Annotated in this window: 16 protein-coding genes; 15 read left to right on the top strand and 1 reads right to left on the bottom strand. The window is 41.8% G+C overall.

The genetic code is table 11. The annotated features are described in order from the left end of the window. The first annotated feature begins 7 nt into the window (after positions 1 to 7). The 7 genes from HMPREF2877_RS07310 (at position 8) to addA (ending at position 13,017) form a co-directional block, all read left to right on the top strand. Positions 8 to 823, top strand: coding sequence for an ABC transporter permease (locus tag HMPREF2877_RS07310; RefSeq protein WP_070579439.1), 816 nt, complete (start codon positions 8 to 10; stop codon positions 821 to 823). Beyond that, positions 824 to 1,084, top strand: coding sequence for a hypothetical protein (locus HMPREF2877_RS07305; protein ID WP_014632630.1), 261 nt, complete (start codon positions 824 to 826; stop codon positions 1,082 to 1,084). 9 nt (positions 1,085 to 1,093) lie between these two features. Beyond that, complete coding sequence (locus tag HMPREF2877_RS07300; protein ID WP_014632631.1) at positions 1,094 to 2,836, top strand: DUF6287 domain-containing protein; 1,743 nt, start codon at positions 1,094 to 1,096, stop codon at positions 2,834 to 2,836. A 247-nt stretch (positions 2,837 to 3,083) separates the two neighbouring features. Next, positions 3,084 to 4,394 carry an ATP-binding protein gene (locus HMPREF2877_RS07295; protein ID WP_014632632.1) on the top strand — a complete coding sequence of 437 codons (1,311 nt, stop codon included), beginning with the start codon at positions 3,084 to 3,086 and terminating at the stop codon, positions 4,392 to 4,394. 35 nt (positions 4,395 to 4,429) lie between these two features. Beyond that, positions 4,430 to 5,803 (top strand): GHKL domain-containing protein, encoded by a 1,374-nt coding sequence (locus tag HMPREF2877_RS07290; protein WP_004183414.1) that lies wholly within the window; start codon positions 4,430 to 4,432, stop codon positions 5,801 to 5,803. Between the two features lie 250 nt (positions 5,804 to 6,053). Then, complete coding sequence (rexB, locus tag HMPREF2877_RS07285; protein ID WP_070579438.1) at positions 6,054 to 9,374, top strand: ATP-dependent nuclease subunit B; 3,321 nt, start codon at positions 6,054 to 6,056, stop codon at positions 9,372 to 9,374. Next, positions 9,364 to 13,017: a helicase-exonuclease AddAB subunit AddA gene (gene addA / locus HMPREF2877_RS07280; protein ID WP_070579435.1), complete on the top strand. Its 3,654-nt coding sequence runs from the start codon at positions 9,364 to 9,366 to the stop codon at positions 13,015 to 13,017. Before rexB ends, addA begins: the two co-directional genes overlap by 11 nt. Before the next feature lie 351 nt (positions 13,018 to 13,368). Here addA and HMPREF2877_RS07275 read toward each other — a convergent pair whose 3' ends face one another. Beyond that, entirely contained in the window at positions 13,369 to 14,088 is a 720-nt protein-coding gene (locus HMPREF2877_RS07275; RefSeq protein WP_096832610.1) for a DUF554 domain-containing protein, read from the bottom strand. A gap of 284 nt (positions 14,089 to 14,372) precedes the next feature. Here HMPREF2877_RS07275 and HMPREF2877_RS07270 point away from each other — a divergent pair, with 284 nt between their 5' ends. From HMPREF2877_RS07270 to HMPREF2877_RS07235, 8 genes are all read left to right on the top strand, one after another. Continuing rightward, on the top strand, positions 14,373 to 15,104 hold the full coding sequence (locus HMPREF2877_RS07270; RefSeq protein WP_045772452.1) for an ABC transporter ATP-binding protein: 732 nt from the start codon (positions 14,373 to 14,375) through the stop codon (positions 15,102 to 15,104). A gap of 2 nt (positions 15,105 to 15,106) precedes the next feature. Continuing rightward, entirely contained in the window at positions 15,107 to 16,696 is a 1,590-nt protein-coding gene (locus tag HMPREF2877_RS07265; protein WP_045769183.1) for a hypothetical protein, read from the top strand. Between the two features lie 119 nt (positions 16,697 to 16,815). Beyond that, positions 16,816 to 17,619, top strand: a complete 804-nt coding sequence (gene proB, locus HMPREF2877_RS07260; protein WP_014632637.1) for a glutamate 5-kinase — start codon at positions 16,816 to 16,818, stop codon at positions 17,617 to 17,619. 1 nt (position 17,620) lies between these two features. After that, the gene (locus HMPREF2877_RS07255; RefSeq protein WP_014632638.1) at positions 17,621 to 18,871 is read left to right on the top strand and encodes a glutamate-5-semialdehyde dehydrogenase; all 1,251 of its coding nucleotides are present in this window, start codon (positions 17,621 to 17,623) and stop codon (positions 18,869 to 18,871) included. Positions 18,872 to 18,965: 94 nt separating this feature from the next. Then, positions 18,966 to 19,358 (top strand): DUF805 domain-containing protein, encoded by a 393-nt coding sequence (locus HMPREF2877_RS07250; protein WP_013991138.1) that lies wholly within the window; start codon positions 18,966 to 18,968, stop codon positions 19,356 to 19,358. A gap of 99 nt (positions 19,359 to 19,457) precedes the next feature. Beyond that, positions 19,458 to 19,856, top strand: coding sequence for a DUF805 domain-containing protein (locus tag HMPREF2877_RS07245; protein WP_004183402.1), 399 nt, complete (start codon positions 19,458 to 19,460; stop codon positions 19,854 to 19,856). 140 nt (positions 19,857 to 19,996) lie between these two features. After that, positions 19,997 to 20,440 (top strand): Wzz/FepE/Etk N-terminal domain-containing protein, encoded by a 444-nt coding sequence (locus HMPREF2877_RS07240; RefSeq protein ID WP_004183397.1) that lies wholly within the window; start codon positions 19,997 to 19,999, stop codon positions 20,438 to 20,440. 77 nt (positions 20,441 to 20,517) lie between these two features. Further along, positions 20,518 to 21,096, top strand: a complete 579-nt coding sequence (locus HMPREF2877_RS07235) for a hypothetical protein (RefSeq protein ID WP_014632639.1) — start codon at positions 20,518 to 20,520, stop codon at positions 21,094 to 21,096. Positions 21,097 to 21,156 lie beyond the last annotated feature (60 nt).

Here is a 21,156-nt window from a genome sequence, read left to right as displayed (position 1 = left end):
GAGACTTATGAACGCAGCATTACGATTAAGTTGGTATAAATTTAAACACCACTACATGGATTTTGTGAAGGTTCTTCTGGGCATTGTCGCTTTCGAAGGCTTAATCCTCTATATCCAAGACAAGGGATTTTTGAAAGATTTCGAAACAACTCGAATGACCCTCTTTCTCTTGCTTTTCTCAACCAGTCTCTTGATTGTGGTTCAAAACAGTATTTATATTTCTAAGGAACGCTCGGTCCTCAACCGTGACTTTTTCTCAGGTTTGAGTCGTTCAGCCTTCGCCTTGGCTAGTATGGGGATTCACGCCTTCTTTGCCGTTTTGGAAACCATTGTCTTTATCCTATCTTACTCTGTCTTTAGTAAGTTCTTTGACAAGGAATTTCCAGATGCTGGTCATATTTTTGGTTCCTACCGTTGGGAAGTTGGGATTACAGTGCTCCTGGTTTTCTTGGCGTCGCATTTTATTGCCCTCTTTATCTCAGCCTTAGTTGGCAAATCTGAGATTACCTCTGTTATCCTAGCAGTCATTGTGGGTATCATGCAATTTTCATTGTCGGGAACTATCCTGTCTTTGCCAAAGGCCATTGATTGGGTACAAAAATTTATCTATCTTGGTTATGGCCACAAGCTTTTTGGGATTTCTAGTGACTTGTCAGACTTGCCATCGAGCTTGGCTAAGTACGGAGTACCAGTCCCTAAGAGCCAGTTGGAGGCCTTTCAAGGGTCTACAGGCAAATTCTGGGGTCAATGGTGGGCCTTGGTGCTTCATTGCCTAGTTTATGCCCTACTCTTTTTCGTCACACTTCAGAAGAAGGAGAAATAAATGCAACAATATGATGAATGGCTGATTGACTTCCAAGTGCAGCATGGTCGCAAGCCAAGTGATAAGGAAGTTGCTGAAGCTGCTAAGACTGGTTTTGCCCTTTCTAGTGGCTTGAGCAGACAGAAAAATTCTAAATTCAGACAAGTTTTGTCTAAGGTTGGTTGGGGTGATCTCAAGTTTAGCTGGTTTTTAGTTTTAGAAATTTTGCTCTTGATTTGTATTGCTCTCTTTGGCTATGTTGTTGGCTATCTATTTATCTAGGAGGACCTCATGAAACAGTTTAAACATAAAAAGTTTATCGGTTTAGCTTTGATTGTCTTTTTGGTCTTCATGGTACTTGGAAAATACACTCAGAGCACGGCTTTTACATCGTCTTCAAGAGTTTATGCCACAACCGTTGTCGATAAGAATACCGGGAACAAGGTGCGTTTTGAAGTTCGTAAGATCAAGGGAGACAAATACGAAGTCAAAAATACGGAGACCGGGGATACTTATCAGGCTAATGCCCAATCCGGCGAAGACCGTTCTTTGAGCTTTAAGTTGCCTGGAACTAACGGTAGCTCAGACGGTACTATCCGTATCACACCAAGTATGGTACCTGGAGGAGATGCGAAGGTTGAAATGACTGAATCAGACACCTATACTCAGGTTGAGGGAGGCTCTGAAGTCGTTGAGTCTAGCGAGGCTTCGTCTAGTTCTTCAAGTAGCCAAGTTAAAAGCATTATTAAGGATATTTTGGAATCAAGTAGTTCATCCTCAGGTAGCGATGCAAGCTCAGAATCGTCTTCTAACGATCCAAATAAGCCAAATGCAGATATCAAGACTAAGACCGATGTCAATGGTGATAAGGAAACTACTTATATTGCAGACTATTCGACTGAGGACATTAAGTCTATCACGGAAGCCTTTGGGAAATGGCTCTATCAGTCTGATTATGCCAAGGATGCTGTTTTAGTTCAAAGCAGCTTTGACAGCATCACCAAGGTCAATGATGGTAGTCCAACCTTCCTGTCATTCAAGGCACCTAAGGAAAAAGGTAGCAGCCAAACGATTACCGTCCTTGCTAATCTCATCAATGCGGATGGCTATGAACATATTACTGGTGTTCCGAGTGGTATCATCAATGGCAAGGAAGTCTCAAACTATGATTTCAAGGACTATAAAAACACAGTTGATTCCTTTGCTTTAGGGATTAATGACAATAGTGGTAAGACCGCAGACTATAGCCCAACATCATCCTTCCGTCTTTATACCTTGAAGGATAAGAAACATGCTATGTATGAAGACGATGCTGCTGAACAAAAAGCCCTCTTTAAGGACTTCTCAGCTGATGATAAAACTGGTGGCAATTATAATGGCTACAACAAGCTTTATAAGGATTTGGTTGACCAAGATAAGGATTCTTACCAAATCGTTCTAGGCTCCAACGGTACCGTTTATTATGTGACGAACTACTGGAAGGGTAATTACGATAAGAAGGCTGTTCAGACCTATAAGGTAGCACCAGATGATATGCAAGAGGCTTACCAAGAGTTGCTCAAGCATTACTCTAGTGCTAGCACATCTGAAAGCTCAGAATCTTCAAGTTCTTCACAAACATCGGAGTCATCATCAAGCTCATCAGAGGCCAAAACAGAATCAAAAACGGAAACCAAGACCGAGCAAACAGGCATGGATGTTAATGCTATCAAGGATAATAACTTCCAAAGCCTCGAAGGTACTTGGAAGAATGGGAATGGTAGTAGTTTGACATTTTCTAAGGATCAAGTAACTGCGCCAACAGATTATGAGGTCCAAAATGCTAATTCCAGTCTTGAAAATGGCTATCTGAGAGCGAGTCTAAGAACAGGAATGTATGGGGCAATAATCTTTTTCATCCCGAAAGGTACGACATTACCGAATATATCAGGAGACTATCCTGATGCTTCAGATAATACCAAAGACCGTATCCTAGTGACCCAATCAGGAAGTGCACAATCTGACGCCAAACAATTCTACTACAAGGCTGACTAGATCTGATAAATCTGAAAGTTGAGATAAAATTATCTCAACTTTTTATATTACATTTGTAACTTTAATTTAATAGTCAACCTTCCTTGTATAAATAAGCGGATTATTAGGGAGGCGAAGGCTTTCTTATAAAATTAATTATTGTGAAAACTTACAAAAAGCTATATAATGAGTAGTGTTGTAAAAAGGGCTTCCTAGGGGATTTTTGAGGAAGTTTCTTAAATCAGATTAGAGGGAGAGGGGGAAAAGAATGACTTCTATTATTGAATCACTACTTGCTGCTTTTAAAGATTTTCATTGGCTAGTATCTATAGATACGCTCTTGATTTTCTTTGTCAATTATCTGATGTTTCATGCAGCTGGTAGGGTCAAGATTTCTTGGTGGCTACTTTTATTAGGTGGTCTTTTGTCGGTTGTTTTGACTCCCCTTCTTCCTATGGGATTCAAATTTTTACTTAATCCTCTCATTTTATTTTGTTTTAGTTATTACAAACGTCCAGACTTGCCATGGATAGAACCGGTATTTAATAGTTTTTATTCCTGGGGGACAACCAATATCATTATACGAGGCTTGTCATTAATCGTCTTTCCTTTACTTTTGGGAGCCGACTTGATGAGCCGTATTCCAGAATCTTTAACGGAGTTTATATGTGTGGTAGTTACCTATCCTCTTTACTTCTTGGTTCACTGTTTTATTGGTTATGAATATTTGCAGGTTGAGGAAAAGGAGAGCTTGCGCATACACTTCACCCCTATTGTTATTGGGGTTAGCTTTGCCTTTCTTTCATATGGACTTTTTAACGACTATTTACCCTACCTTGCTACTATCTGGTCTGTAGAAGTGGTTAACAATTATGCCAAGTTGATCGTTCTATTAGCAACAGGAGCCTTCTTCATCGTTGTTTCCTATGCCAACCAGTGGATTAAGGATGAACTTTTTCTGGAGTTGAAAGAGGAGCAGGAGCGTCATTTCCAGAGCTTACAGGAATCTAGTAGACATATCCTCCATCTTTATCAGGAGCTATACCGTGATGGAGTGCCTAAGGTAGTCGTACCTAAGAAGGTTAAGACCGTTCTGGCTACTAGTCAAGAGGGAGACACTCAGAACCTATCTGATGAAGAGGTTCCCTTCAGCAAGGTTATGCCAGATATTTCTAACCTGCTTTCTCAATTGTTACGTTCCGTCATTGAGAGTAAGTATATGGAGTTTCATGCAGTTGGCGTTGATTTTATCATGGAGGTTCCAGACCCTATATCCCCAGTTCATATCGATGTGGTGGATTTATCAGCTGTTCTAACGACCTTCTTGGACAATGCCTTGTTGAGAGCTCATGGTCAAGAAAATAGTTTAGTTCGTATGTCTTATTACCAAAGAGGTGAGGTCCAGGTCCTCTCTGTAGAGACAACCCTTTCGCAAGATAGTGCCGAGGCGCCCCACGAGGCGTATGAGAGTCACTTATCAATCAATGAGCAGCTCGAAGATATTATGGAGCGTTACCCTCAGTCTAAACTTAGCTTTACGAATGATAAGTTCATCTATAGACAGCAATTTGAATACTAAATAACTTGTAAAAAAATATATAGAAAGGAGATTCGATGTTTGAATCGTTTTTGGGAATAAATTTTTTAAATCTCTATGATACAGATGCCTTTCTAGCCATTCAGCTTATTTTAACTCTGATGATAAATTGTGCCATTTTCAAACGAATGACAGACATTCGTATCTCCTGGACGGTCTTCTTGACCTTAGCCCTGTTAGATGTAGTCATTCAGTATAATATTACTAACATGATTATGGTTTTTGATGTCTTTATCCTGATGATTTTGGCCTTTCTTGCTAAAGGGAAGACCTGGTCGGTGACCCAGTATGCTTTTCATACTTTGTTTCCAGTGGTGACGTCAGATTTACTTTATCGCTTATTGGGACTCTTCTTTATTCCCCTTCTCTTAAATCTCCCTGTCGCTGAGGTAGGGTCTAATGCCCTTTTCTATCTCTTATCTTACGGTTTGATTTTGCCACTTTATTTTGTATTTGACCGTTTCTTGGGCTTGGATTTGAAGCGTTGGAAGGTCTATAGCGATGACTCTTTCCAGAACCTCCAGATTTCTAGAAGAGTTGCTATAGCAATGGCCATTTATTTATTGGGAATCTATCTCAGTGTGAATTTAGACAGTTGGTTTCCTGGCTACTCTTCAGAGGTGGAGTTGAGACTTCGGATGCTTTGGGTTCTCTTGTCCGCAGTGGCTTTCATTTTCCTAATTGCCCATCTTAATCAACTGTCTCGGCAGTATTTGGAAGAGAGTTTGGCCATGGAGGAAAAGAGGCATTTGAATAGTTTGACCAAGGCCAACCAAAAGATTGATCTTCTCTACAATGAGTTGTTACAATACAGACAGTCTTATCAGACGGTTGTGGAACAATTTTCAGAGGAAGTACGTGACCAGGAAGAGGCTCTTGCTGAACAGGTGTATCAGAATGTCCTTAGAGAGAGTGCCAAGGAGTTTGAACGTTTCCGTGTCATTGATAATCCTAAGCTGGAAAATATTCAGTCCCTACCCTTACGTAGCCTTCTTTCGGCTCGTATGATGGAGGCTAAACGTAGTAATATTCCAGTGACTTGTGATATTCCTGAGGAGATTTCAGGGTTTACCATGAACGTGGTTGACTTGACCTTGCTGGTGTCTATTTTCTTTAGTAATGCGATTGATGAGAGTAAGCAGGTACCTGCCAGTCAAATCAAGTTTAGTTTTCATCGACATGATAAGGATGGAAGCTACCATTTTGTCATGGAAAATAGGACGCAAGAAGAAAAAGTTGACCTTGATGCCATTATGCAGGAAGAAAACCAGAAGAAGACCTCAGGTCTTAACCTCCACTCAGCCAAGGATATTCTTAGGAAGTATAGTGATGCCAATTTGATTACAAGCAGTGGTGATTACCTCTTCAAACAGGAATTGATTTTTAAATAAAGATGTAGAGCTAAATCAGAGGATTTGGCTCTTTTTTTTTAGGTACAAGTCCATGAAGGAGGGCTCTTTGCTGTGGTGCTTGTGCTTATGTGAGAAACTTAGGACATCGGAGGAGATAGGGGCGAGGGAGGAGTCTGATTGTTGCTTCATTCTGTGTTATAATAGCAAGGATTAGTGGTTGTTAGCACTAAGTGAATGGCAGTTCTTGCTTGGCCTAACGACTGGTGTAGAGATAAGAAAGGGACGTCTTATGAAATTACTTTATACGGATATGTCTCAGGATTTAACAGAAATTCTGACGGAGCAGGCAACCAGCTATGCTCAAAAGGGAAAGAGGGTCTTTTATATTGCCCCTAATGCCCTGTCATTTGAGAAGGAGCGTAAGGTCTTGGAATACCTGCCTCAGTCAGCATCCTTTGAGATTACGGTGACTCGTTTTACTCAGATGGCGAGATACTTTATTCTCAATACGAGCAACCCCAAAACGCAGCTGGATGATACTGGTCTGGCCATGATTTTTTATAAGGTGTTGTCGCATATGGGCGATGATGAGCTCAAGGTTTATGGCCGTTTGCGCAAGGATAGTAACTTTATTAATCAATTGGTGGACCTTTATAAAGAGTTGCAGCAGGCTAATATGACGGTTCTGGATTTGCAGCATTTGGATCAGGTTGAGAAACAAGAGGATTTGCTCAGGATTTTCAGTGCGGCTCAGGATCTCTTGTTGGCAGGAGATTTTGACAATCAATCAAAACTTAGTGCCTTCTTCAAGGAAATTACCTCAGGACATCTGGATAAGGCACTGAGTAATACGGTTTTGGTCATTGATGGCTTTACGCGTTTCTCTGCCGAGGAGGAGGCCCTAGTTGCCCTCTTGAATGATAAGTGCCACCAAATTGTCATTGGGACTTATACCAGTCAAAAAGCTTATAGTGCTAACTTTGTTTACGACAATGTTTATCAGGCTTCAGTGGATTTTCTGAGAACTCTGGCTCAGACCTATAAGGTGACACCCGACTATGTGACGACAGACAAAGAGGGGAATCCTTCTTTTGCACGTATTAGCCGTCTTTTGGAGAGCCGTCATGATTTTAGTACGATTGACGAGCAGCTGACTGCTCAGGACAAGCAAGCTTTGCAGGTTTGGGAAGTGGTCAACCAAAAGGAAGAAGTGGCTCAGGTTGCTAAGAGTATTCGTCAGTTGCTAGCAGATGGCAAGCGCTATAAGGATATCTTGGTCTTGCTAGGTGATGAGGAGAGTTATAAGCTTCAGGTGGGTCAGATTTTTCGAAAATTTGATATTCCCTATTATTTCGGTAAGGAAGAAACCATGTCTAGCCATCCTTTGGTGCAGTTTGTGGATTCCTTGGAGCGGATCAAACGCTACAATTACCGTGCTGAGGATTTACTTAATCTCATAAAATCCGGTCTCTATGGTGGTTTTGCTCAAGAGGATTTAGACCTTTTTGAGTATTATGTCAATTTTGCAGATATCAAGGGGCGTCACAAGTTCCTTTCTGATTTCACGGCTAATAGTCGTGATAAGTATGATTTGGACCAGCTCAATGCCTTGAGGTCACAACTGGTAGAGCCTTTGGACAAGTTGCTTAACAGTCGCAAACAGAAGGGGTCTAGTCTGCTCAAAAAACTTGTGGTCTTTTTAGAGGCTGTGCAAGTGCCAAGTAAGATGGCTGCTTTGACTGGCAAGGCCAGTGAGGCCGAAAAAGAGCAGAATGAACAGGTCTGGAAGGCCTTCACGCAACTCTTTGAGCAGGTTGAGACAATCTTTGGTGAAGAAACACTATCAGTAGATGACTTTTTGTCTATTTTGCGTTCGGGCATGTTGGCCTGTGATTACCGTACGGTGCCAGCTACAGTCGATGTGGTCAATGTGAAGAAATACGATTTGATTCAGCCACATTCAGCTCCTTATGTTTTTGCCTTGGGAATGACCCAGTCGCATTTTCCTAAGGTAGGGCAAAATAAGAGTCTCCTGTCTGACGAGGAACGTAGTCGTATCAATGAAGCTACGGACGAGCACAGAAGTTTGGATATTGTTACGCAGAGCAATAGTCAGCGGGGGCATTTCGTGGCTATGTCACTTTTTAATGCGGCTAGTGAACAATTGGTGCTTAGTCAGCCACAAATTCTCAATGAGACACAGGATGACATGTCGGTTTATTTGAAGGAACTGCTTGACCTTGGTCTTCCTTTGGTTGAAAAGGGACGTAATCGTTTCGAGGCTAAGGGTGACCAGATTGGGAACTACAAGGACCTTCTATCAACTGTCATTGCCCTTAACAGTAGCCATTTAGATGCTGATTTGGATAAGGAAACGCAGACTTTCTGGTCTGTTGCTGTGCGTTATCTCCGTAAGCGACTTGATAAGGACCAAGTCTTGATTCCAAATGTGATTGACGATGTGACGACATCTAAGGTGGATGATCAGGTCATGCAGCTGGTCTTTCCGGGGGAAGAACCACTGAAATTATCAGCCTCGGCTCTGACGACCTTCTATAACAACCAATATCTTTATTTCTTGCGTTATGTTTTGGGGCTTGAAGAGTTGGAGTCCATCCATCCAGATGCTCGACACCACGGGACTTACTTGCACCGTGTCTTTGAGCGTGTTATGGGGGATTCTTCGTCGGAAGACTTTGACCATAAATTGGAAAAGGCTATTGCTCAGACCAATCAGGAACAACCCTTTGAAATTCTCTATACAGAGGACCAAGAGAGTCGTTTGTCTCGTCAGATTTTGGAAGATATCGCCCGGTCGACTGCCAGTGTTTTACGTGACAATGCGGCTGTTAAGGTTGAGCGTGAGGAAGCCAAGTTTGACTTGCTTTTAGCAAATAGCATCAAGATTACAGGGATTATTGACCGTGTGGACCGTTTAACGGATGGGGCTCTGGGTGTCGTTGACTACAAATCAGGTAAAAATGTCTTTGACATTCAAAAATTCTACAATGGCCTCAGCCCACAGTTGGTAACCTATCTAGAAGCCCTTCGACAAACCTATAAAGTCGATGCTGACCAGCTTTTTGGTGCCATGTATCTTCACATGCAGGACCCACAGCTTAACTTAGCTCAGTTTGGTCTGGATAAGCTAGCAGCTCAGGCTCATAAGGAATTAACCTATAAGGGACTTTTTGTGGCTTCAGAAACAGAGCATTTGGCTGGTGGGAACTATGATTTACAAAAGACTGTCACCTATGACAAGGAGGATCTAGAAACCTTGCTAGACTACAATATCAAGCTCTTTACAAGTGCTGCTGAAGTTATTCGAAGCGGGAATTTTGCGGTCAATCCTTATACTGAGGATGGCAAGTCTGTTCAAGGGGATCAAATCAAGGCAATTACTCATTTTGAGGCCGACCGACACATGGGACAGGCTAGAAAACTCTTGCGTTTACCAAGTAAGGGCAAGAAGGAAGCCTATTTGGAGCTGATGGCAAAAGATGAGGACGATAATGAGATGCAAGTTGCTGAAAAAATCGTCCCCTTTCCATTCACTGATCAAGCTGTGACAGCAGACAAAAAAGACCAGGAGGACAACCATGTTGACTAAAGCTTTTTTAAGTCCAACAGAGATTAAGGAACGCATTGTCCAAGAAGCAGCTTCTAACAAGGAACGCAAGTTAACACCTGAGCAGATTGAGGCCATTTACAGTAATGGTACTAATATTCTTGTATCAGCTTCGGCTGGATCAGGAAAAACCTTTGTTATGGTTGAGCGTATCCTTGATATGATTGGACGTGGCGTTGGCATTGACCAACTCTTTATCTCAACCTTTACGGTAAAGGCTGCAGGTGAGTTAAAAGAGCGTCTGGAAAAACGTCTGACAGAGCAGCTTGGACAAGTTGAGACGGATGAAGAGCGTGCCTTTCTTTCAGATCAGATTGCCAAGATTGGGACGGCTGATATTGGAACTATGGATGCCTTCACCCAGAAATTGGTCAATCAGTATGGCTATCTCCTGGGTGTGTCACCTATTTTCCGCATTATGACAGATCCTGCTGAGCAGACACTTATGAAAAATGAGGTTTATGCTGATCTCTTTAATGATTATATGCAAGGGAAGGATGCCCAGCTTTTCCAAAAATTGGTCCGTAACTTCGCGGGAAATGGCAAGACTAGTAAGGCTTTTCGTGATTTAGTTTACGATGTCTATAACTTTTCTCAGGCTACTGCAGGTCCTGAAAAATGGCTACGTCAAAATCTTTTAAAAGGACAGGCAGAGGCCAATCCAGACAAGGCTAAAGCTGAGCTTTTAGAGGGTCTTAAAGATGGCTTGTTGACTGATTTCTTAGCCTTCTTAAGAGACCATCTAGGTCTAGCTCAGCGTGAATTTGCCAAGGCCAAATATCTAAATAATGTGTCCGATGCCATTAGCCTTCTTGAAGGAGCCTTGGCCAATGACCAAACCGATATGGAGGACTTGCTCAAACAACTTTTGACTTTGTCAGGAGGGACTGGTTTGACCAATATGACCCGTCCTAAAGACGAGGAACTCAAGGCCTACAAGGAAGCTTACAACAAGACCAAAAATGAGTTTGTGGCCCAGTTGCGAGAGGTTGATACCCAGCTAACGGTCCTCGAGGTTTTGACCAAGCATAATGATGACATCCTACCTCTGTTGGGGTTGCTTCAGGCCTTTGTACTTGATTTTTCGGACCAGTATTTACAGGCCAAGATTCAGGAAAATGCCTTTGAATTTTCGGATATTGCCCATTTTGCTATCCGTATTTTGGAGGAAAATCCAGAGGTGGCAGCTAGCTACCGTGACCGTTACCATGAAGTGATGGTAGACGAGTATCAGGACAATAGCCATACCCAAGAACGCATGTTGGAGCTCCTCTCTAATGGCCACAACCGATTCATGGTGGGAGATATCAAGCAATCCATCTATCGTTTCCGTCAGGCAGACCCTCAGATTTTTAATGGTAAGTTCCAGCTCTTCCTTGAAAATCCAGATGCAGGTAAGCTGATTCTCCTTAAAGAGAATTTTCGTAGTCAATCTGAAGTTCTTGATGCGACTAATGGTGTTTTCAGCCACCTCATGGACCAGGAAATCGGGGATATCCTCTATGACAAGACTCACATGCTGGTAGCGGGTAGCGAGAAGCAAAAAGAGCCCCATCCTGAAAATGAGACAGAAGTTCTGATTTACAATAGTGATGAAGCTAGTGTGACTCCTGACGAGGAAGGTGCTGATCAACCTATCAGTAGTGGCGAGATTTCCTTGGTTATTAAAGAAATCATCAAACTTCACGAGCAGGGTGTCCGTTTTGAGGACATTACCCTTCTAGCACCAACCCGTAACACCTATCTGGACTTGATGGCAAACTTCGAGGAGCACGGAATTCCCTTGGTTCCTGACGAGTACAAGTCAAGCTACCTAGAGTCACTAGAAGTTATGATTATGTTGGATACCCTTCGTGCCATCAATAATCCTCTCAACGACTACGCCTTGGTTGCCCTCCTTCGTTCACCTATGTTTAACTTCAACGAGGACGACCTGGCTCGGATTGCTGTCCAGGCTGACAAAGGACAATTCTATGACAAGCTTCTTGCAGCTCATACTAAATCAGGACTTCATCCAGAAGTCGTGACGCAAGGACTGGAGGCAAAGTTGACTCTCTTCATTGAGACTCTGTCAGATTGGCGTGATTACAGTAAGTGGCACTCGCTCTATGACCTCATCTGGAAGATTTACGACGATCGTTTTTACTATGATTATGTTGGCAGTCTTCCACGAGCTGAGCAACGTCAGGCCAATCTCTACGCCCTTGCCTTGCGTGCCAATGCCTATGAAAAGACTGGCTTTAAGGGACTTTCTCGTTTTATTGGTATGATTGATAAGATCATTTCTAGCGGTAACGACCTAGAGGAAGTAACAGACTTGGTTCCCAAAAATGCTGTAAGCCTCATGACCATTCACAAGTCCAAGGGGCTAGAGTTCAAGTATGTCTTTGTCTTGCAGATGAATCGCAAGTTCATTGGTCACAGCAAGGACGGACTGAGTGGTAAGTACATTATCAACCGTGAAAAAGGACTTGGCATTAAGTACCTAGCTGACCTCAAAGACCAGGTAAACACCAATTTGCCTAAGTTAAATGTTGTTCTCGAGACCTTAACCTTCCAGGAAAATCGTAGGGAAGAGCGTCGAGCAAGTATCTCAGAAGAGATGCGTCTGCTCTATGTTGCAATGACCCGTGCAGAGAAAAAACTCTACCTAGTTGGTAAGGGCAGTAAGGAAAAATTGACCCAGCAATTTGGCACAGATGTTGAAAATAATCGCCTACCAGTAGCTCTACGTGACCAAATTGCTACTTATCAGGATTGGGTTATGGCTTTGGATACTGCCTTTATGAGAAAGGATCTCAAGTTTACTGTTCGCTTTGTTGAGGCTGAGGACTTGACCCCAGAGGCTATTGGTCAGGTTGAAGTTCAAGCGGCAGTAGATGCTGATGATCTCTCTAACAATCGCCAGACGGAAGACATTAAGCGTGCCCTAACTGTCTTAGAAAGTGTTGAAAAACTCAACCAGCTTTATGCACCGGCGATTGACCTGCCATCTGTGCGTACGCCGAGCCAGCTCAAAGCCTTCTACGAACCTGTCATGGATACCGAAGGGGTGGATATTATGGACAAGAAAGAGGAAGTGCAACCTCTTGAGACTACCACTAGCTTTGAGCTTCCAGACTTTGGGCAAAAAACGAAGGTTACTGGAGCTGCAGTTGGTTCAGCCACCCATGAACTCATGCAACGCTTGATTCTTTCTGACAAGGTGACCCTCCAAGATTTAACACAGGCCTTGAGTCGGGTATCGGCAGATGATCAAGTCAAGGCGCGCGTGCAGTTAGAAAAGCTACTAGGCTTCTTTGACACCGAACTTGGGAAGCTCATTCTAGCTAACCGTGATAAGTTGCGCCGCGAAGCGCCATTTGCCATGTTGGCAGAAGATCCCGCCAGTAAAGAAGACTTTGTCGTCCGTGGTATCATTGATGGCTACCTTCTTCTTGAAGACCGTATTGTCCTCTTTGATTATAAGACAGACCGCTTCACTCAACCTGGTGAGCTTAAGGAACGCTACAAAGGGCAAATGAGCCTTTATGCTAAAGCCCTTAGCCAAGCCTATCAAATAGATAAGATTGATAAATACCTTATTCTCCTAGGTGGAAAAAACTTGGAAGTTGTAGAAGTATAAGCTATAGCATAACCATTCTTTCATAGTGAAAGAGTGGTTTTTGTGTGTCTTAATTCCACCAAAAAAGACCGGTGTGCACACACCAGTCTTTTCTGATAGATTTCCATCAGTATTGTAAGTTCGTTAAAATATTAGAGGATGGAAATAGTTATGAAAAAAAGTATCTTGTAGGTTGCTTAGTCCTACAAGGGCTATTATAACAAACTCATCTCAATCTAAACAAGGTTAGAAAAATTAGAATTAAACACTATAAATATGACTAGTTTTTAATAGTTTGGATCCATAACGACAATAAATAGAGAAAAACCGCCAGCGTTAGACTGACGGTATTTGTTTAGTTTAATCCTAATATTAACTAATTAAAGGTACCACCCAATTGACCCAGGCCCAGGAAATAGGCATAACTAGAATCATGGCTGGAATCATATCTGCTGTTGGGAATTGACGCAGTTTCATAATACGAAAACCAGTCGCAATCATGAGGAAGCCCCCGCAAGCCTTAAAGTCTCCAATCATGGCTTTTGTTGTTAGAGGAAGTATGAAACCAGCACTTACAAAGAGAAGGAAGAAAACGATAAATTGTGGAATGGCAATCATGGAGACAATGTAGCCTAGACTACAAGAGAAAATCATGGCCGTAAAGAAATCTAGGATAGATTTGGAAATCAAGATGGAAGCATCGCCTGTCATCCCAGACTCAAGGCTACCGTAAATTCCTGTACCACTTGCACAAAAAAGGACGATAACTGTCAAGAGCTGCGCATAAAACTCATCGTGAGCTAACCCTGTTTGTTTGCTTGGTGTAATCTTGGACAAGCCTTTTTCCATAAGCCCAGCTCCCTTGTTGATGAGGTTCCCAAACTTTAGGGCCAGCCCGATGATGGTACCGATAACTACTGCAAAGATAACCGCAGGCATATTAACCATATTCATAATAGCGCTAATCCCCATAACCATAGAGGCTAGGCCAAAGATAAGGTTAAGATTTTCCTTGAAATCGTCTCTGAGATAGTCCCCGAAGAGACCTCCAGCGATTCCTCCTAAAATAATAGATAGCGAGTTGATGATAATCCAGTTGGCACCAGTGATTTTCCTCCTATTGTTCTAAATACTATAAGTTTAGCATTATCAAAGACCGAATGCAAAATTGTCCCGTTTTTACAAACGTTTTCTTGAAAATGTACCTTTGAAATGATACAATAAATGAGAAGGTAACGAAATAGCCTTATCTAAACTTATTGTCGGCATTATTAGAGTATTGTTCATGAAAAACATAGCAATAATTCTAATTTATAATTTAATATAAAGTGTAAAATGAGACTATTGTTAAATAGATTCTCAAGAAAGGATAAAAGATGATTCGTTTTGAACACGTAACGAAACGTTATGAAGATAAAGATGCTCTCTCAGATCTTAACCTCGAGATTCGAGATGGTGAGATTTTTGGTCTGATTGGTCACAATGGGGCTGGTAAGACCACGACTATTTCCATTTTGACGTCTATCATTGAAGCTAGCTACGGTGAAGTTTACGTCGATGATATGGCCCTCAGTCAACATCGTGATGCTATCAAGAAAAAAATCGCTTATGTGCCAGATTCACCGGACCTATTCCTAAATTTGACGGCCAATGACTATTGGTACTTCTTGACACGTATCTATGATTTGGAAGCTAGTCAGGTTGAGGAACGTTTGATTGATCTCATGGCTACCTTTGACCTAACGGAAAGTCGCTATAACCTTATTTCTTCCTTCTCTCACGGTATGCGTCAGAAGGTTGTTGTCATCGGTGCCCTTTTGGTTAATCCACAGATTTGGGTTTTGGATGAGCCTCTGACTGGTCTGGATCCACAGGCGTCTTATGATTTGAAGGAAGCCATGCGTCATCATGCCAAGGAAGGTAATAGTGTCCTTTTCTCAACCCACGTTTTAAGTGTAGCTGAGCAGCTCTGTGATCGTATTGCTATTTTGAAGAAAGGAAAACTTATCTTCCAAGGGTCTCTAGCTGAACTGAAGTCTCAGTACCCTGACAAGGATTTGGAAACTATTTATCTGGAAATGGCTGGACGTAAGATTGAGGAGGTATAGTCATGAACTGGAACCATGTTTGGGAGCTTTTTAAAATCAATCTCCTCTACGCTAATCCTCAAGCAGTAACTAACCTACAGAAACGTCAGGAGAAAAAGAAAAAAGCCAATTTCTCCATCGTTAATGCCATGCTTAGACAACAACTCTTGATTCTAGTTGTTTTTACGGTTGTCTATAGCTATCTTTTTGTAGGTGTCGATTATAAGGCCAATCCTGGAGTCTTAACCCTATATCTCTTGACATTTTCAATCATGGGGCTTCTCCAGACCTTCACGGCTCTTTATAGTACCTTTTATGACAGTAAGGATAGCAAGGCTTATCTGCCTCTTCCCTTGAAGCCAGCGGAAGTTTTTTTGGCCAAGACCTTGTCAGGTTCTATGGTCGGGATGACCTTCATGGTGCCTATCCTTAGTCTTCTTATCCTAGCTTACTGGCAATTTATTGGCCCATTGGGGATAGTCGTCGGGCTTCTGACCTTTATCGTTTCTCTCTTTATCAATCTCGTTTTTTCAGTGATTCTGTCTAATAGTATTGGAACGCTGATTGTTCGCAGTTCTCATAAAAAGCTCTATTCAACCATTTTGATGACCCTGTCAACCCTATTGATTATGTTGCCTATTATGATGGTTGGTTTTATTAAAGGCTATGTTGATGGTGCTGGACAAGCCAATTTTCCCTTGCTTCCTTATCTAAGAGGTTACTATGATGTCGTAGCTGCCCCTCTATCTCCAGAGGCCCTGCTAAATTTCTATCTTCCTCTTATCTTAGTGCTTATCTTGGGCTTTTGGTTTTATAAGGTCAGAATGCCTCGTTATTTCCACGAAGCCATTTATAACCAAAAGGCTAGAAAGCCTCAGGCCAAAGCTGTTACTCGAAGCCAAAGACAGGTCTTGATTCGCCATCATTTATCTACTTTGGGAAATTCAACCCTCATTATCAATACCTATGTGGTACCAGTCTTATATATGATCATGTTAGGTGGGGGTGCGGTATTTTTGAAAGATCTGGGTCCAGACTATTTCGGACTCCTGCTTTTGGTCGGAATTGCCTTTGGTTTCTTTTCAGCTCAACCAACAAGTTTTCTTGGTGTAGCAACATCCTTAGAGGGGACAAACTTTGACTTTATTCGTAGCCTACCAATCAATACGGGTGACTATCTTCGTCAAAAGTTTTGGCTTTTCTATAGCTTGCAAGTCGGTGTTTCCCTCTTATTAGGAGGACTTGGTTTAATATTCTTGGCTCATCTCCATCTTATTTTGGTGGCAAGTTTCACTCTTGGTTTTCTCGTAACAACCTATCTTGTAGGTGGCTATTACTTTGAACGTGACCTTAAATTGTTGGAAGTGAATTGGCAGGAAGTTACCCAGCTCTTCAATCGAGGTGGCGGACAGTGGCTCTATATGGGTATCTTTATTCTTACAATTTTCATCGCTGCCTTGCTAGGAGGTATTGTCTTCTTTGCAAGTAAGTTCTGGATTGCCCTAGTAGTCAATGCTATAGTATCTGGGCTTATAGCTTTAGTTGTACTAATCGTTTATATCTTTGTTGATCGCAGACGTTGGAAACGTATTAGAGCCATGTTTTTTGCCTAGTACAAACTGTTTAAAGAGTCTCTCCGATTGGAGGGATTCTTTTTTACTGAAAATCCTTAATATGTAAACTTATGCATTATATATGTCAAAATACCTGAATTTAGTGTATAATCATAAACATGAAACGAAATTTTGACTCAGTAAAACGCCTGGTTATCAAAATCGGGACTAGTTCTCTGGTTTTACCATCAGGGAAAATTAATCTTGAAAAAATCGATCAATTAGCTTTTGTCATTTCTAGCTTGCATAATAAGGGAATTGAGGTTGTCCTCGTATCCTCTGGTGCCATGGGCTTTGGTCTAAATGTTCTAGACCTTGAGAAACGCCCAGCAGAAGTTGGTAAGCAACAGGCTGTCTCAAGTGTAGGGCAGGTGGCTATGATGAGCCTTTATTCGCAGGTCTTTTCACATTACCAGACCAAGATATCTCAGTTGCTTTTGACGCGTGATGTGGTTGAGTATCCTGAGAGTTTGGCCAATGCCATCAATGCCTTTGAGAGCCTCTTCGAGCTTGGGGTTGTCCCGGTTGTTAATGAAAATGACGCTGTCAGCGTAGATGAAATGGACCATGCGACTAAGTTTGGAGACAATGACCGCTTGTCTGCTATCGTTGCTAAGATTGTTGGTGCAGACCTACTTATCATGCTGTCAGATATTGATGGGCTCTTTGATAAGAACCCAAATGTTTATGAGGATGCGACCCTTCGTAGCTATGTCCCAGAGATTACCGAGGGAATTCTGGCCTCAGCTGGTGGTGCCGGTAGTAAATTTGGTACGGGTGGTATGATGAGTAAGATTAAATCCGCCCAGATGGTTTTTGAAAATCATAGCCAAATGGTTTTGATGAATGGTGAAAATCCACGTGACATCCTTCGTGTCCTAGAAGGAGCCAAGATTGGTACACTCTTTAAACAGGAGGGCTAAGATGACATATATCGATACACTAGGCCAACAGGCCAAGGTGGCAGGTCGTCAGATTGCTAAATTATCAACAGCAGCTAAAAACGACCTTCTAAATCAGGTAGCTAAAGCTCTAGTAGCTGAGAGTGCCTATATTATCACTGAAAATGCTAAGGATATGGCAAATGCCAAGGAAAATGGTATTTCAGAGATTATGCAAGATCGTTTGCTCTTAACGGAAGACCGTATCGCAGGGATTGCTGAGGGTGTCCGTCAGGTGGCAGATCTTCAGGACCCAATCGGTCAAGTGGTTCGTGGCTATACGAATCTGGATGGTCTCAAAATCGTTCAAAAGCGTGTTCCTATGGGTGTTATTGCTATGATTTTTGAGAGCCGTCCCAATGTCTCAATCGATGCCTTTAGCCTTGCCTTTAAAACCAATAATGCCATCATTCTCCGTGGAGGTCGTGATGCCATCAATTCCAACAAGGCCTTGGTTACAGTAGCCCGTAAGGCTTTGGAAAATGCAGGTATCACAGCAAATGCTGTTCAGCTAGTTGAAGATACCTCTCATGAGGTAGCAGAGGAACTCATGGCGGCGACCAAGTATGTAGACTTGCTCATTCCTCGTGGTGGCGCCCGTCTCATCCAAACGGTTAAAGAAAAAGCCAAGGTTCCTGTCATCGAAACGGGTGTTGGTAACTGTCATATTTATGTGGATAAATATGCTGACTTAGATATGGCGACACAGATTGTCATCAATGCCAAAACCCAACGACCAAGTGTTTGTAATGCTGCAGAATCTCTCGTCGTTCATGCTGATATTGCGGAAGACTTCTTGCCTCATTTAGAAAAAGCTATTTCAAAAGTTCAGGCTGTTGAGTTCCGTGCGGATGAAACGGCTTTGAAACTTATGGAAAAAGCTGTATCAGCTTCTCCAGAAGATTTTGCGACAGAGTTTCTTGACTATATCATGTCTGTTAAAGTAGTAGATAGCCTTGATGAGGCCATTGATTGGATTAATACTTACACGACATCGCATTCAGAGGCTATTGTGACTCAGGATATCAGTCGTGCTGAGCAATTCCAAGACGACGTAGACGCTGCAGCGGTCTATGTTAATGCCTCAACCCGCTTCACAGACGGCTTCGTCTTTGGATTGGGTGCTGAAATCGGAATCTCAACCCAGAAAATGCATGCTCGTGGCCCAATGGGACTTGAGGCTCTAACCTCAACCAAGTTCTATATTAATGGCCAAGGACAAATTAGAGAATAAACAAAAAAGCTCCTCATGGGGCTTTTTTGGTCTATTTGCTAGAGTATAAAGCTTCTGCTATACTGGGGGTATCATAAAAAAGGGGGATTTTATTATGATTGAAGCCTACAAAAAATTTTGGAAGGGCTATGTAGATTTTAAGGGACGTTCAACACGTTCAGATTATTGGTTAGCAGTTCTAGCAAATACTATAGTAACTATCATTTTATTTAGTATAGTTATAGTTGTAATTGTTTTTGATAGTCCCGATAGTCATTATCATGTTATTCTTAACTTACTGTATCTGCTTGTAATGACATATTTTTTCGCTAGCTTTATCCCCTCTATTGCCCTTCAGGTCCGTCGCTTACGTGATGCCGGTTTTCATTGGGCATTGATTTTCCTACGTTTTGCCTCTTTTATAGGTGATATCGTACTTTTGGTTTTGTGTTGTCAACCAACAAAAGTAGAATTTCCTTTCAACAATTTTAATAATCTTCAGCAATGATAGTTACTTAACAGCCTCCTTAGGATGTTTTTTAGTCGATTTGCCAGAAGATTGGTCTTTTGGTATAGTAGAAGTATCAAAAAATGAGGAGATTTTATTATGATCGAAGCTTATAAGAAGTTTTGGAAGGGCTATGTAGATTTTGAGGGTCGTTCAACACGTTCAGATTATTGGTTTGTATATTTGGTAAATGTATTGATTACCTTTGCTTATTTTTTGCTCCAAGCAGTATTTGGAGGACTTGCAGCTGCAACTGATTCAAGCTTTTTGGCTGTTATTTCACTTATCCTCCTACTTATCTTTTTTGCCTATGGTATTGCTGCGTGTTTACCTGGTATTGCTCTAACGGTTCGTCGTTTGCGTGATGCTGGCTACAATTGGCCGTATATTTTTGTTGCATTTATCCCATTTGTAGGTTGGATTATCCTAATTGTTTTGCTATGTAAACCAACTAAAGTGGAATATCCATTCAATAACTTCAATAATCCACAGCAATAATGACAATCAACCAACTCATTGAGTTGGTTTTTCTGATGTCAAAAAGCTTTATGTTAATGTTGCACATTTTAATATTTCTGATATAATCTTATCTGAGACTAATTGATACTAAAAATATATTTAAGAAATGTGAATACTCTATGAAACTACTTCGTAATTTAAAAGAAAAACGTTACCTTATTTTGACATTTACCCTACCAGCTATACTTTTGGCTCTGGCTATTGTCTTTTTGCAGCCGGCACACAATCATGCTAAGGTCCAAGTAAAGGTTGGTACTAAGCAGTCATCGTCAAGCAAGCCCAAGGCATCTAGCTCAAGCTCTTCGTCATCTTCTTCAACGTCAAGTGAGTCTTCGAGCGAATCGTCGTCAGCAAGCTCAACGGTAGAAGTAGCTAGTCAGACAGAGGCAAGCTCTACTCCTGCGGTAGTATCAGCCCCAACACCATCTTCAGCACAAGAGACTTATCAAGCGCCCCAGTATAACTATGTGCCACCAACAACTTATACAGAATCACATAGTGATGCCTCAAGCTATACAGCTCCTGCATACAGTGCAGATGTCAGCTCTGGGACAACAGAATAAGAGTTAGAGAAAAGGAATTTAGGATTAGAAATTTTAGCATTAGTGACAGGATTATCTAGTTTAGTCCTATTAGCAGCTTGTTCAAATCAGCAAATGGCTTGACTTCCCCAACTTCAACTTCATCAGTAGAGCAGTCACAATCAAGTAGTAGTGAAAGCTCTAGCACAAGTACTAGCTCAAGCTCTAGTCAAGAGAAAAAGGTAGATACCTCTGCCTATGATAGCATCATTAGTAAGTACCAAACGGCCGTGGCCAACAATCAAACGGATGCCTCACTTAATTCTTTCGTTGTGACTTATGCTAATTCTCAAACAAGCTCAACAGCTCTTAAGCCTTATGATCTCAAAAATGGCAACTACAAATTAACTGTAGGAACATGGAAGTCTTCAAATGGAAAGACCATTATCATTACTTCAGATGGACAGTTAGAACTCTGGGGGTCTACTTACCCTATTGACAAAGTCTCATCAAATCAATATGTGTCTGGCATATATACCCTAACTTATGTTGATTCTAGTCAAGTAGGGAACACACCAATTCAGCTTTGCCCTAAAGGAATTAGCGATGGTAGTGATGTGGGAGATAACAGTAAGGATCGTATCCTAGCGACGAATGGAGTACCATCTGAGGAAAGCTATTTTTACAGAGTGGATTAATCTTATCAAACGGTATAGCAACTAAAGAGGGCTCTTTGTCAACTGTAGTGGGTGACGAAA

The organism is Streptococcus sp. HMSC072D03 (assembly GCF_001812855.1).
Lineage (GTDB): Bacteria > Bacillota > Bacilli > Lactobacillales > Streptococcaceae > Streptococcus > Streptococcus salivarius_D.
Note: the sequence above shows the minus strand (reverse complement) of the source record. Positions and strands in the feature narration are given on the sequence as shown.

What these genes read in the sequence shown, in the direction of transcription:
- HMPREF2877_RS07250 (WP_013991138.1), top strand. Translation starts at nt 18,966, where the DNA reads ATGATTGAAGCCTACAAAAAATTTTGGAAGGGCTATGTAGATTTTAAG.
- HMPREF2877_RS07240 (WP_004183397.1), top strand. Translation starts at nt 19,997, where the DNA reads ATGAAACTACTTCGTAATTTAAAAGAAAAACGTTACCTTATTTTGACA.
- addA (WP_070579435.1), top strand. Translation starts at nt 9,364, where the DNA reads ATGTTGACTAAAGCTTTTTTAAGTCCAACAGAGATTAAGGAACGCATT.
- HMPREF2877_RS07270 (WP_045772452.1), top strand. Translation starts at nt 14,373, where the DNA reads ATGATTCGTTTTGAACACGTAACGAAACGTTATGAAGATAAAGATGCT.
- HMPREF2877_RS07295 (WP_014632632.1), top strand. Translation starts at nt 3,084, where the DNA reads ATGACTTCTATTATTGAATCACTACTTGCTGCTTTTAAAGATTTTCAT.
- proB (WP_014632637.1), top strand. Translation starts at nt 16,816, where the DNA reads ATGAAACGAAATTTTGACTCAGTAAAACGCCTGGTTATCAAAATCGGG.
- HMPREF2877_RS07255 (WP_014632638.1), top strand. Translation starts at nt 17,621, where the DNA reads ATGACATATATCGATACACTAGGCCAACAGGCCAAGGTGGCAGGTCGT.
- HMPREF2877_RS07265 (WP_045769183.1), top strand. Translation starts at nt 15,107, where the DNA reads ATGAACTGGAACCATGTTTGGGAGCTTTTTAAAATCAATCTCCTCTAC.
- HMPREF2877_RS07305 (WP_014632630.1), top strand. Translation starts at nt 824, where the DNA reads ATGCAACAATATGATGAATGGCTGATTGACTTCCAAGTGCAGCATGGT.
- HMPREF2877_RS07300 (WP_014632631.1), top strand. Translation starts at nt 1,094, where the DNA reads ATGAAACAGTTTAAACATAAAAAGTTTATCGGTTTAGCTTTGATTGTC.
- HMPREF2877_RS07290 (WP_004183414.1), top strand. Translation starts at nt 4,430, where the DNA reads ATGTTTGAATCGTTTTTGGGAATAAATTTTTTAAATCTCTATGATACA.
- rexB (WP_070579438.1), top strand. Translation starts at nt 6,054, where the DNA reads ATGAAATTACTTTATACGGATATGTCTCAGGATTTAACAGAAATTCTG.
- HMPREF2877_RS07310 (WP_070579439.1), top strand. Translation starts at nt 8, where the DNA reads ATGAACGCAGCATTACGATTAAGTTGGTATAAATTTAAACACCACTAC.
- HMPREF2877_RS07245 (WP_004183402.1), top strand. Translation starts at nt 19,458, where the DNA reads ATGATCGAAGCTTATAAGAAGTTTTGGAAGGGCTATGTAGATTTTGAG.